This window comes from Yokenella regensburgei ATCC 49455 (assembly GCF_000735455.1).
Lineage (GTDB): Bacteria > Pseudomonadota > Gammaproteobacteria > Enterobacterales > Enterobacteriaceae > Yokenella > Yokenella regensburgei.
Genome location: NZ_JMPS01000064.1, coordinates 165279 through 178494 on the forward strand (window position 1 = coordinate 165279; position 13216 = coordinate 178494).

The window sequence follows — 13216 nt, forward strand, 5'->3', positions numbered from 1 at the left end:
TGATTGAATACCGCCCGGTCTAAAAGGAGAGTTTAACATGAGTCTGGACATCAACCAGATTGCCCTGCACCAGCTTATCAAGCGTGATGAACAGAACCTTGAGCTGGTGTTGCGCGATACCCTGCTGGAGCCGACGGCAACCGTCGAAGAGATGATGGCGGAGCTGCATCGCGTCTACAGCGCCAAAAATAAAGCTTACGGCATGTTCAATGACGACAGCGAGCTGGCACAAACCCTGCGCCTGAATCGTCAGGGCGAAGAGGACTTTCTGGCGTTCAGCCGCGCGGCCACCGGTCGCCTGCGCGATGAGCTGGCGAAATACCCGTTTGCCGAAGGCGGCATTGTCCTGTTCTGCCATTACCGCTACCTGGCGGTAGAGTACCTGCTGGTTGCAGTGCTGAATAACCTGAACAGCATGCGCGTGAATGAACAGCTGGATATCAGCGCGACGCATTATCTGGATATTAATCACGCCGACATCGTGGCGCGTATCGATCTCACCGAGTGGGAAACCAATCCGGACTCTTCCCGCTACCTGACATTCCTGAAAGGGCGCGTGGGTCGCAAAGTGGCCGATTTCTTTATGGATTTCCTCGGCGCCAGCGAAGGGTTGAATGCGAAAGCGCAAAACCGTGGTCTGCTGCAGGCGGTAGACGACTTTACGGCAGAAGCGCAGCTCGATAAGTCCGAGCGTCAGAATGTGCGCCAGCAGGTCTACACCTACTGCAACGAACAACTGCAGGCGGGAGAAGAGATTGAGCTGGAATCACTCTCTAAGGAGCTTGCGGGCGTTAGCGAAGTGAGTTTCCAGGAATTCACCGCGGAGAAAGGCTATGAGCTGGAAGAGAGTTTCCCGGCGGACCGCAGTACCCTGCGCCAGCTGACTAAATATGCCGGCAGCGGCGGCGGCCTGACGATTAATTTCGATGCCATGCTGCTCGGGGAACGGATCTTCTGGGATCCGGCAACCGATACGCTGACCATCAAAGGTACACCGCCGAACCTGCGTGACCAGCTGCAGCGCCGTACTTCCGGCGGTAAATGACAGCCATAAAAAAACCCCGCAATGCGGGGTTTTTTTGACTTGTCAGCGACGATTACGCGCGAACGAAGTCCATGTGAGACAGTTTGGCTTTGAACGCGTGACGCTGTACAGCCTGAACCTTCACTTTTTCTTCTTTGCCGTCGACAACCAGAGTCAGAACTTCGCTGTAGAATTCAGGTTTGTTCTGCATGTTCCACAGTTTGTCGTGATCCAGTTCGATTGCAACCGGAGCAGCTTCGCCACCATAGATGATAGCCGGGAACTTGTTAGCTGCGCGCAGGCGGCGGCTCGCACCCTTACCCTGCTCTTTACGTGCTTCTACGTTGATAGTAAACATTGATATCTCTCTTACTTAATGTAATTCCTGCTACAGGCGACCCAGCAGCAGGTAAGTGATCTGCTTTGCATATGGAATGCAAAAGCGGGCGGCATTATAGCCGCGAAAGCATTTCGCATCAATGGAAAAGCGACATTCAGCGCAACTCATTGGCCCGACGGAAGCGTCCCTCGTAGTCGAAGACCTTTTCACGGACCTGCCAGAACTGGCCTTTCTTACGCGCCACAACGAAATCGGGATGGCGCAGCAGAGGTTCCTGCGCCACGATATCAGCGGCCGTTATCCAGCGCAGTGGAATGCCTGGCGTGCGGGTGTGCGGGCGGATAAATAGCTGTTCGAACGCTGTACGCTGGGCAGGGGTGTGCAGACGAAAACGCTCGCTCACGTCCGCACCGTCTTCGTCGAAATAGGTGATTTTCAGCCATTCGCCTTTCTCATCCGCCCCGTGCTGCAGCTGCATGCCGCTGCAGCGTAACACCAGCGCGTCTTTGAGCTTCAGCGCCGCTTTCAGCATATCGTCCGGGTCAACCAGCACGGTATCGCACTCGCGGCAGCGGCGGGCGGCAATATCGTTTTCGGCATTACATTGTGGGCAGTTTTTAAAGCGGAAGCGATAATCGCACTGTTCGCGGTTGCCGTCGTCATCCTCAAGCCACCCCTGGCAGCGACGACCGAAGTGTTCAATCAGCGTACCGTCGGCGGTAGTTTTCCCCCAGAAGGTATTGGCAAAGCCGCATCCTGGGCAGAAAACCTGTACCGGGACGTTGTCACTTTTTCCTTTTGGTGCCCCCACTTCCGGGGTGTAAAGGTCGTGTGGATTACCGGCATAGTCGAGGATCAGGCAGTCGGTCTTCCCCGGGGAGAGGCGCAGTCCACGCCCCACAATCTGCTGATACAGGCTAACGGACTCGGTCGGGCGCAGAATCGCAATCAGGTCGATATGCGGAGCATCAAATCCGGTGGTTAGTACCGCGACGTTGACCAGAAAACGAAACTGCTGCGCTTTGAAGGCGGTTATCAGCTCATCGCGCTGCGGGCCCGGGGTTTCGCCGGTAATCAGGGCCGCATCGTCTGCGGGCAGCAGGCCGGTGATTTCCCGAGCGTGTTCGACGGTGGCGGCAAAAATCATCACCCCTTTGCGCGCTTCGGCGAACTCAATTATCTGGCTGATGATGTGCGGCGTCACGCGTTGCTGTTTTTTCAGCTCGCGGTTGAGGTCTGCCTCACTGAAAAGACCATTGCTCTGCGCCTGCAGACGGCTGAAATCGTACTGCACCACCGGCATATCGAGCCGCTCCGGCGGCGTCAGATAACCGTGCTTTATCATATAGCGCAGCGGGAGCTCATAGATGCAGTCGCGAAACAGGGCTTTCTCGGTACCGCGCACCATGCCGTGGTAGTGGAATTGATAGATCCAGCCTTTACCCAGACGAAAAGGCGTAGCAGTGAGCCCGAGCAGACGCAGGTGAGGGTTTACCCCGGTCAGATGATTAAGGATTTGCTGGTACTGGCTCTCTTCGTCGTCGCCAATGCGGTGGCATTCATCGACAATCAGCAGCGAAAACTCGGCCTGGAAATGGTCAAGATTACGGGCGACCGATTGAACGCTGCCAAACACGACTTTGCCGTGGCTCTCTTTGCGCTTAAGCCCGGCGGCGTAGATATCGGCATCGAGGCCAAGGGCACAATATTTAGCATGGTTCTGCGCGACCAGCTCTTTGACATGCGCCAGTACAAGCACGCGGCCACGCGCGAGCCTTGCCAGCTCGGCAATGACGAGGCTTTTTCCGGCACCGGTGGGCAGCACTATCACTGCCGGTTCGCGGTGACGACGAAAGTGGGCGAGGGTGGCGTCGACGGCTTCCTGCTGGTAGGGACGAAGGGTAAAAGTCATAACTCAATGATATCCATTAACAGCCACATAGTATGCCACGAATCTTTTTCCTTGAGTGCCGGAAGGAGCCCGTTATACTGGTTTCTGTTATTACTTCTTTTTTCGGGATCTGTGCCCGACCTCCGGCATTATTACAGGCTAAAAAAACCTCATGCGACTTGATAAGTTTATCGCTCAGCAACTCGGCGTCAGCCGTGCTATTGCCGGGCGCGAGATCCGCGGCAGCCGCGTTACCGTGGATGGCGACATTGTTAAAAACACCGCGTTTAAACTCGAGCCAGAGCACCATGTTGAATACGATGGTAACGCGCTGACTCAGCAGAACGGGCCACGCTACTTCATGCTTAATAAGCCGCAGGGCTACGTGTGCTCCACTGATGATCCGGATCATCCAACGGTGCTGTACTTCCTTGATGAACCTGTTGCACACAAACTGCATGCAGCGGGGCGTCTGGATATTGACACCACGGGGCTGGTACTGATGACCGACGACGGTCAGTGGTCGCACCGTATTACGTCGCCAAAACACCACTGCGAAAAAACCTATCTGGTGAACCTGGAATCGCCGGTAAGCGACGATACCGCTGAACAGTTTGAGAAAGGCGTTCAGCTGCACAATGAAAAATCGCTGACCAAACCGGCGGTGCTTGAAGTGATTACGCCAACGGAAGTGCGCCTGACGATTAGCGAAGGTCGTTATCATCAGGTCAAACGTATGTTTGCAGCGGTGGGGAATCGCGTTGTCGGACTGCATCGTGAGCGCATTGGCGATATCACGCTCGACCCGAGCCTTGAGCCCGGAGAATACCGCCCGTTGACGGCAGAAGAGATTGCCTCCGTCGGTGCGCCGTCCAGTTAACTTCAGGAGTGATGCGTGACGACCAGGAAACACTCTTCGCTGGGCATTATTTTGATCCTTGGCCTGCTGGCCATGCTGATGCCGCTGTCTATCGATATGTACTTGCCTGCGCTGCCGGTTATCTCCGCGCAGTTTGGCGTACCGGCAGGCAGTGCGCAGATGACCCTGAGTACCTATATTCTGGGCTTTGCGGTCGGGCAGCTGTTGTATGGCCCGATGGCCGACAGTATCGGGCGTAAACCCGTTATCCTCGGCGGTACGCTGGTGTTCGCGGCGGCGGCGGTGGCCTGTGCGCTGTCGCAGACTATCGATCAGCTGATTATCATGCGCTTCTTCCATGGCCTGGCGGCCGCGGCGGCGAGCGTGGTGATCAACGCCCTGATGCGCGATATTTATCCGAAGGAAGAGTTCTCCCGCATGATGTCCTTCGTCATGCTGGTGACGACCATTGCGCCGCTGGTGGCACCGATGGTGGGGGGCGCGGTGCTGGTGTGGTTTAGCTGGCACACCATCTTCTGGATCCTCGCCGTTGCCGCGCTGCTCGCCTCAACGATGATCTTCTTTTTCATCAGCGAGACGCTGCCGGTGGAGCGGCGACAGAAGTTCCACATTCGTACCACGCTGGGCAACTTTGCTACGCTGTTCCGTCATAAGCGGGTGCTGAGCTACATGCTGGCAAGCGGTTTCAGCTTTGCCGGGATGTTCTCCTTCTTAAGCGCCGGGCCGTTTGTTTACATCGAGCTTAACCACGTGGCGCCGCAGCACTTTGGCTATTATTTTGCGCTGAACATCGTCTTTTTGTTCATTATGACGATTATTAATAGCCGCTTTGTGCGGCGCATCGGGGCGCTCAACATGTTCCGCGCCGGGCTTTGGATCCAGTTCGCGATGGCGATATGGATGGTGGTGTGCGGTCTGCTGGGCGTTGGCTTCTGGTCGCTGGTGATCGGCGTGGCGGCATTTGTTGGCTGTATCTCGATGATTTCGTCAAACGCGATGGCGGTGATCCTTGATGAGTTTCCGCACATGGCGGGAACCGCATCGTCGCTTGCCGGGACATTCCGTTTTGGTATTGGGGCAATCGTGGGGGCACTGCTGTCGCTGGCGACCTTTACTTCCGCCTGGCCGATGCTGATTTCTATCGCGCTCTGCGCAACGCTTTCGATCCTTTTCTACCTTTACGCCAGCCGTCCGCGCAAAGCTGGGTAAAAATTCAGCATTTATCATTAAAAACAGGGGCTAAATCAGCCCCTTTTTTGACGCATATCAACGGAAATCCGCTTCTGATTAGAGATATATGTTTCCTCTATGTAAAATCAATTTATGTAAAAAGTCACATCGTTGTAGACAAAAAGGTTGTTTTAGATCACAGAAACGGGTACATATAGCGCCAAAATGCATTCGTGAACGTTTTGTAAAACACAAGATAATAAGTCGTTAAGCCGCACCGGGTGCGGGTTTCCGTGTTTCTGTTTGGTATGCAGGACTAAATGTCAACGATGTGTTAAAATGGATGTGAATAAATTGTGAAGCATTTTGCTTCCGGGGAAATATCGTGAATACTATCCAGCTTTCTATTGTCCACCGCCTACCCCAGAGCTATCGCTGGTCGGCCGGTTTTGCAGGTTCCAGAGTTGAACCGATTCCGCAAAACGGCCCACAGAACGATAACTGCCTGGTCGGCCTGAAATTGCTGAGTCCGGATGGCGAAAAAGCCTGGCCGGTAATGCATACGCTCAGCCAGGCGCTGACCGATATCGAAGTCGCCTGTTCCGTACTGGAGTGCGAGGGTGAGCCGTGCCTGTTCGTCGAACGACAGGACGAATTTGCTGCCACCTGCCGACTGAAGAATTTTGGCGTGGCTATCGCCGAACCTTTTTCTGGCAACAACCCGTTCTGAACGTCAGCTAAGCGACAATAGCTGGCGGGTATATTCCTGCTGCGGTGCGGCAAATACGCGCTGACATTCTCCCTGCTCCACGACTTCTCCCTGACGCAATACAATCACCTGATGGCACAGTGAACGCACTACGTGCAGATCGTGGCTGATAAAAATATACGCCAGACGATACTTCTCCTGCAGTGCTTTCAGCAGGGTGAGGATTTGCGCCTGTACGGTTCTGTCGAGCGACGACGTCGGCTCATCCAGCACGATAAGCTCTGGTTTTAAGATAAGCGCACGGGCAATGGCGATACGCTGCCGTTGGCCACCGGAAAAGGCGGCCGGATAACGCAAGCGGCTGTCAGGCTCTAATCCCACCTCCTGCATCACCCGGATCACTTCCTGCTCACGCTGTTCTGCGCTGAGGGTGGGCTGGTGAACGCGTAAACCTTCCTCGATGATCTGCTGGACGTTAAAACGCGGGTTAAGCGATGAATTCGGATCCTGAAACACCACCTGAATCCGATGGCGCAGCGGTAAGAGCTGTTTGCGGTTGCGCCCCTGAAGCGCCTGGCCGTCAAAGACGATGTTGCCTTCAGAGGCGATAAGACGCAGCAGCGCCAGCCCGGTGGTGCTTTTCCCGGAGCCCGATTCCCCCACCAGTCCCAGCGTTTCTCCGGCGTGCAGCGTAAAGCTTACGTTGCGCACCACCTGATTGTTATCCACCACCTTGCGCAGAATGCCTTTTCGCACCGGGAAAGCCACGCTGAGGTTCTCAACGCTGAGCAGCGGGCGGTTTTCTTCCCGCAGCGGCACCGGGTTACCGGAAGGCTCGCTGTTGAGCAACCGGCGGGTGTAGGGGTGTTGAGGCGCGAGGAAAAGGGCCGCGGCACGGTTTTGCTCGACGCAGCGACCGTTTTGCATCACCGCGACGTTATCCGCCAGTTTACGCACAATGCTCAGGTTGTGGGTGATGAACAGCAGACCCATATTGAGCTCGTTGCGCAGTTCGCGCAGCAGTTGCAGAATTTGCGCCTGAACGGAGACGTCGAGCGCGGTAGTGGGCTCGTCGGCAATCAGCAGCTCAGGTTTGGTGAGTAACGCCATGGCAATCATCACCCGCTGGCGTTCACCGCCGGAGAGCTGATGCGGGTAGTCGGCAAGGCGTTTTGCGGCGTTGCGAATACCGACTCTGTCGAGACAGTCGAGGATCTCGGCGCGCGCCGGGATTTTGCGCATCCCGCGATGCAGCGAAAGCACCTCATACAGCTGTTTCTCGAGAGTATGCAGCGGGTTGAGCGAGACCATCGGCTCCTGGAATATCATCGCGATACGGTTACCGCGTACTCCGCGCAGGGTGCGCTCGTCGGCATGCAGCAGCGACTGGTTGTGAAACAGGATGTCACCGGTGGGGTAGCTTACCGGCGGCTGGGGCAGCAGGCGCAGTACCGACAGCGCCGAGACGCTTTTTCCGGAACCGGATTCCCCGACCAGCGCCAGCGTTTCACCGGCCGCTATCTGCAGCGATAACTCGCTGACCACCGTGCGGCTTTTTCCTCTGTCGGTGAAGGCGATGGAGAGATTATCAATCTGTAGTAAGGGCGCACTCATGCTACACCGCCTTGTTCGGGTCGAAGGCATCGCGCACGGCTTCGCCTATAAAAATCAGCAGTGATAGCAGCACTGCCACCGAGAGAAACGCGGTGATACCGAGCCACGGTGCCTGCAGGTTGTTTTTGCCCTGTAGCAACAGCTCGCCAAGCGACGGCGAACCCAGCGGCAGACCAAAGCCAAGGAAATCCAGCGAGGTCAGCGTGGTGATAGAGCTGCACAAAATAAAGGGCAGGAAGGTGAGGGTGGCCACCATCGCGTTTGGCAGCATATGGCGAAAGATAATGCCGCGATCGTTAACGCCCATTGCCTGGGCGGCGCGGATATAGTCAAAGTTACGCGTGCGCAGAAACTCCGCGCGCACAACGCCTACCAGCGCCATCCAGCCAAAAATAACGGTAATGGCCAGCAGCCACCAGAAGTTGGGTTGCACAACGCTTGAGAGCAGGATGATGAGAAACAGCGTCGGCATTCCTGACCACACTTCGATAAAACGCTGGCACCACAGGTCAATCTTACCGCCGTAATAACCCTGAATCGCCCCGGCAAATACGCCCATTACGCTTGAGCACAGCGTCAGCATCAGGCCGAACAGCACCGAAATACGCGTGCCGTAGAGAATGCGCGCCAGCACGTCACTCCCGTTGGCATCGGTACCCAGCCAGTTGGTGGCCGACGGCGGGGAAGGGAAGGGCTGATCGGTGGCAAAGTTAATACTGCTGGCGCCAAAGCGAATCGGTGCCCAGATAACCCAGCCGTTCTCTGTTAACTGCTTTTGCAGCCAGGGATCCTGGTAATCGGCGTTGGTCGCGAAATCACCGCCAAACTGGGCTTCGGTGTAGTCTTTAATAAACGGTACATACAGGCTACCGCGGTATTCGACCAGCAGCGGCTTGTCGTTTGCCAGCAGTTCGGAGAACAGGCTGCAGGTAAACAGGATGAGGAACAGCCATAGCGACCAGTAACCGCGACGGTTGTGGCGAAAGCGAGCCCAGCGGGCTTCGTTGACGGGGTTTAAACGCAACATCAGCGGCCCTCGAAATCAATGCGCGGATCCACCAGCGTATAGCTGATGTCGCTCAGAATGTTCAGCAGCAGGCCAATCAGGGTGAAGATATACAGCGTGCCGAACATCACCGGGTAGTCGCGCGAGATAGTGGCTTCATAGCCCAAAAGCCCCAGGCCGTTAAGTGAGAACATCACTTCAATCAACAGCGAGCCGGTAAAAAACATACTGATGAAGGTAGCGGGGAACCCGGCGATAACCAGCAGCATGGCGTTACGAAAGATATGCTTCCACAGAATGTTCTTCTCACTGACGCCTTTGGCCCTGGCGGTCACTACGTACTGTTTACGGATCTCATCGAGAAATGAGTTTTTGGTCAGCATTGTCAGTGCCGCAAAACCCCCTATCACCGTCGCCAGCACCGGCAGGGTGATATGCCACAGGTAGTCCGTCACCTGTTTATACCAGGGCAGGCTATCGAAATTCGCGGAGGTCAGCCCGCGCAGCGGGAAAAGATCGTACCAGGTGCCGCCCGCGAAAATCACAATCAGCAGAATGGCGAACAGAAAGGCTGGAATGGCGTAGCCGATGATGATGAACGCGCTGCTCCAGGTATCAAAACGGCTGCCGTTATGCACCGCTTTACGGATCCCAAGCGGGATCGACACCAGATAGATAATGAGCGTACTCCACAGCCCCAGTGATGCAGAGACCGGCAGGCTCTCTTTGATGAGCTGTAGCACCGAGGCGCTGCGGAACAGGCTGTTACCGAAATCGAAACGCAGATAGTCGCCTAGCATCTTGAAATAGCGTTCGTGAATAGGCTTATCGAAGCCGTAGCGATGGGTTATCTCGGCAATGACTTCAGGATCCAGGCCGCGGCCACCGCGATAGTGGCTGTCGCTAATGTTGCTCACCCCGGTACGGGCATGGCTTGCCCCCATTCCCTCGCCGCCGCCGCCCGGCATCGCGCCGCGATCGCCAAACTGAATGGCGGCAATCGCCTGATCTACAGGGCCACCTGGAGCAATCTGTACAATGAAAAAATTAATGGTGATGATGGCCCACAGCGTGGGGATCACCAGCAATAATCGGCGGATCAGATACGCACCCATACTACTCCTTAACGTCGGTCCGCAGGCAGCTTCGCCGCTTTGTTAACGTCATACCACCAGGTGTCGAACCCGAGGGAATATACCGGACGCACCGCCGGATGAGAGAATTTATCCCAGTAGGCTATTCGGTCTTCAGCCATATACCACATCGGTAACTGGTAGTAGTTCCACGTCAGTACACGATCCAGGGCTCTGCCCAGCGGCAGGAGCTTTTGCTTATTGCCCTGCCAGCGGATGATGTCGGCGATAAGTTTATCGACGACCGGGTTTTTGACGCCCGGCGCATTGTAGGTGGAATCAATGTACTCCGAGGCCCAGGCAATCCGCAGGCTGGAGCTCGGCCAGGGGGTTGCCTGCCAGAGTACCGGCATCATGTCATAGTCGCGGCTGCGCAGACGGTTATTCAACTGGGCGTTATCAATCTGGCGGATATCCAGCGTCACCCCGATACGGCTGAGACTGTGCTGGAACGGCAGCACCCACTGGTTGTTGCCTCCGGCGCTCAGCAGCAGCTCAAAGCGCAGGGGTTGGCCGGTTTGTGCATTCACGCGCTGCTTGCCTTTCAGCGGCCAGCCTGCGGCATCCAGCAGCTGGTTGGCCTTCAGCAGATTTTCACGGTCGAAGCCATCGCCGTTTGAAACCGGTGGTTGATAAATCGAGGTAAACACCTCCGGCGGCAGCTCATTTTTCATCGGCGCCAGCAGGGTGAGCTCGTCGGCATCCGGGTAGTTGCGCGCCGCGTATTCGGTATTCTGGAAATAGCTGTTTGCCCGACTGTAGGCCGAGTAAAACAACGCTTTATTCATCCATTCAAAGTCAAAGGCGAGCGTCACCGCCTCACGCACGCGGCGGTCGGCAAACACCGGACGCTGAATATTAAAGGCCAGCCAGCGGGTATCCTGAGCCGAGGTATTCTTCTGTTCATCCTTCACAATGTTGTGATTGGCGAAGTTCTTGCCGATGTAGCGGGTTGCCCAGTTTTTGGCGCTGCTCTCCACGCGCATATCGAAGGCCCCGGCTTTGAAGGCTTCGAACGCGACGTTGTCATCAAGGTAATAATCGTAGCGGATGGTGTCGAAATTCCAGCGTCCACGGTTTACCGGCAGGTTTGCCGCCCAGTAGTCTTTCACCCGCGAGTAAACAATATACTGGCCCATTTTCCACTGGGTTATTTTGTAGGGACCGCTTGCCGGAGGTGGGGTAGAGAGCGGATCGCTGAGCTTATGGTTGCGCCAGAAATTCTCCGGCATGATGGGCAAAGAGAGCAGGCTGAGCATGTTTTCTTTGTCGGGCTTGGCAAGCTCAATGCGTACGGTCAGCGGTGCAATGGCCTTAACCGTGGTGCCCTTATAAATCAGGCGGAACTGTGGCACCCCTTCGGTCATAAATTTGTTGAAGGTGGAGGCCACATCCTTAGCGGTGATGGGGGAGCCGTCGTGATAGCGCGCGCGGGGATTAATGGTAATTTCAGCCCACGAGAAGTCAGCAGCGTAGCGGGCCATGTCGGCAACCAGCGGATAGTAGCTTCCCGGTTCGTCATCGGAGGTGGTAAACAGGGTGTCGTACAGCGATTCGGTGCGCACGCCTGCTTTGCCGCGCAGGGCATAACGGTTGAAGTTATCGAAGGTGCCGAGCTCGGCGAGGGTAACGGAACCCCCTTTTGGGGCCGCCGGATTAACGTAGTCAAAATGATGAAAATCAACGGCATACTTCGGTTCACCAATGACGGAAAACGCGTAGCTTTCTTTTATAGCCTGGGCGTGGCTCTGTATGCAGAACAGGGTCAACATCAGGATTAACAGGCGTACAATCATCACCAGACGGCGTCCTCCCAGGTTAGCTAACGTTCTGTCTCAGAAGAATAATAAGAGACCCTTAGTCGGTTGTGAAATAATTTGCAGGGAGTGAGTGCGCCTTGACGAACTGCTCTAAGGTTAGCGGCCGGCTAATCCAGTACCCCTGCAGGAAATTCACCCCATGATCGCGCAGCCAGTGCGCCTGTTCCTGCGTCTCCACGCCTTCGGCAACCGTGACCAGTTTCATCTTTCTGGCAAGCGTCAGCACGGTATCAAGCACCGGTGAGGTGACGGTCTCCGTCCCGATAGCGTTAATAAAGCCGCGATCGATTTTCAGGTAGTCAAAAGCGTAGCGCTCGAGATAAATCAGCGCGCTGTGGCCGGTACCAAAATCGTCGATAGCCACCTCAAAGCCCTCGTGGTGTAGCCATTCAAAGGCCTGCATCGCATTTTTATGGTGCAGCGTATCGCGCTCGGTAATTTCCAGTACCACCTGGAAGTAGTTCGGCGGCAGCGAGGCGCTAAAGGTGCGCATATCGTCGCGGAAGCTCTCGGCATGAAGATGGCCCGGCGCAATATTTATTCCAAGCTTTGCCCCCGGTGGCAGCAGTTTTTGCAGCGTGGCGGCGTCGTCGGCAATGAGCTCAAACAGATGGCGGGTGAGGGGGACGATAAGCTGCTGCGCTTCAGCAAAATTAATGAACGCGTCCGGTGGGATCTCGCCTGCCACCGGATGATTCCAGCGCATCAGTACTTCGACCCCACGAATTTTCATATCTTCGGTGGAGACTACCGGCTGGTAAACCACATAGAACTGGTTACGTTTAATCGCCGAGAGGATCTCTTTACCGGGGCTGATGCGAATACTGAGAATGTAGTAACACAAGAGGCCAGTCACCAGGCCTACCACCAGCAGCAGCAGCAGGGCGTATTGTACATCATCCCGGGTCCAGAACTGTCCATAGAGGTAAATTTGCACCGGTAAATCGTTGAGGCTGGCGGTCCGCACCGGTTTCTGCGGCAGGGTAGCCGGGTCTATCAGATGTTGAGTGAAGGAGGTCAGCGCCAGGTGATTGACCACCAGTGCGATGCCGGAGAAGTTGTTCTGTTCACCAGAGTAGAGAATAAACGGCGTCAGGTTGGCATTAACAGAGGCAAAGACCCCACGGTTTTTCATTAACGGGCTACGTACCCACAGCGCAAAGGCTGGGCTTGACGGCAGCATCGGGGTACCAGGCAGGATAGTCATATCCATCGCTTTACTGAGATCGATCTGCGGGACCAGCTCTTCGAAGGGGGCGTTCATGGGCCCGGTGGCCGACGAGCACACGGCGCGCTTATCCGTCACCAGTAAAAAGGCCCGAACGTTAACGCTAAAAGCGGCACGGGCGGTAAGCTCTTGCTGGATCTGTTCGCAAGGGCTCATCGTTAGTGGTTGCAGGTAATCGACGGTGCTGCGTAGATCGGAGAAGTAGCCGTTCAGGTAGTTTTGCAGGTCCTTAATGACCGTATCGAACTGCTCGGAACGTTTGTGGTGGATCACCGAAAACTGAATACCTCCGGCCAGTATAGCGGCAACCAGTCCAACCAGAATACTGGTGAACAGGATCTTACGGCCAACGGAGAAGTAGCGGGTGAACATAGATGGACATTATCCCTGAGCGTAAAGCG

11 protein-coding genes are annotated in these 13216 nt (G+C 55.6%); 4 read left to right on the top strand and 7 right to left on the bottom strand.

Annotation, left to right across the window (positions count from 1 at the left end; translation table 11 throughout):
* Positions 1 to 37: 37 nt before the first annotated feature.
* The gene (yejK, locus tag GYRE_RS15145) at positions 38 to 1045 is read left to right on the top strand and encodes a nucleoid-associated protein YejK (protein ID WP_006820890.1); all 1008 of its coding nucleotides are present in this window, start codon (positions 38 to 40) and stop codon (positions 1043 to 1045) included.
* Between the two features lie 52 nt (positions 1046 to 1097).
* Here the strand turns inward: yejK and rplY are convergent, their stop codons facing one another.
* Both rplY and radD read right to left on the bottom strand, forming a co-directional pair.
* Positions 1098 to 1382, bottom strand: coding sequence for a 50S ribosomal protein L25 (gene rplY / locus GYRE_RS15150; RefSeq protein ID WP_006820889.1), 285 nt, complete (start codon positions 1380 to 1382; stop codon positions 1098 to 1100).
* Between the two features lie 136 nt (positions 1383 to 1518).
* Entirely contained in the window at positions 1519 to 3276 is a 1758-nt protein-coding gene (gene radD, locus GYRE_RS15155) for a DNA repair helicase RadD (protein ID WP_038256336.1), read from the bottom strand.
* A 151-nt stretch (positions 3277 to 3427) separates the two neighbouring features.
* On the opposite strand from radD, the gene rsuA reads away from it, so the two are divergent.
* From rsuA to GYRE_RS15170, 3 genes are all read left to right on the top strand, one after another.
* The gene (gene rsuA / locus GYRE_RS15160; protein WP_006820885.1) at positions 3428 to 4135 is read left to right on the top strand and encodes a 16S rRNA pseudouridine(516) synthase RsuA; all 708 of its coding nucleotides are present in this window, start codon (positions 3428 to 3430) and stop codon (positions 4133 to 4135) included.
* A gap of 15 nt (positions 4136 to 4150) precedes the next feature.
* The gene (locus GYRE_RS15165) at positions 4151 to 5344 is read left to right on the top strand and encodes a Bcr/CflA family multidrug efflux MFS transporter (RefSeq protein ID WP_006820884.1); all 1194 of its coding nucleotides are present in this window, start codon (positions 4151 to 4153) and stop codon (positions 5342 to 5344) included.
* A gap of 346 nt (positions 5345 to 5690) precedes the next feature.
* The gene (locus GYRE_RS15170; RefSeq protein WP_006820883.1) at positions 5691 to 6035 is read left to right on the top strand and encodes a YejG family protein; all 345 of its coding nucleotides are present in this window, start codon (positions 5691 to 5693) and stop codon (positions 6033 to 6035) included.
* A gap of 3 nt (positions 6036 to 6038) precedes the next feature.
* Here GYRE_RS15170 and yejF read toward each other — a convergent pair whose 3' ends face one another.
* From yejF to GYRE_RS15195, 5 genes are all read right to left on the bottom strand, one after another.
* Entirely contained in the window at positions 6039 to 7628 is a 1590-nt protein-coding gene (yejF, locus tag GYRE_RS15175; protein ID WP_038256339.1) for a microcin C ABC transporter ATP-binding protein YejF, read from the bottom strand.
* Between the two features lies 1 nt (position 7629).
* Entirely contained in the window at positions 7630 to 8655 is a 1026-nt protein-coding gene (locus GYRE_RS15180) for a microcin C ABC transporter permease (protein ID WP_038256341.1), read from the bottom strand.
* The gene (locus tag GYRE_RS15185) at positions 8655 to 9749 is read right to left on the bottom strand and encodes a microcin C ABC transporter permease YejB (protein WP_006820880.1); all 1095 of its coding nucleotides are present in this window, start codon (positions 9747 to 9749) and stop codon (positions 8655 to 8657) included. The genes GYRE_RS15180 and GYRE_RS15185 overlap by 1 nt, the downstream gene beginning before the upstream one ends.
* Positions 9750 to 9757: 8 nt before the next feature.
* Entirely contained in the window at positions 9758 to 11563 is a 1806-nt protein-coding gene (locus GYRE_RS15190; protein ID WP_038256342.1) for an extracellular solute-binding protein, read from the bottom strand.
* Between the two features lie 61 nt (positions 11564 to 11624).
* On the bottom strand, positions 11625 to 13187 hold the full coding sequence (locus tag GYRE_RS15195) for a cyclic di-GMP phosphodiesterase (RefSeq protein ID WP_038256343.1): 1563 nt from the start codon (positions 13185 to 13187) through the stop codon (positions 11625 to 11627).
* Positions 13188 to 13216 lie beyond the last annotated feature (29 nt).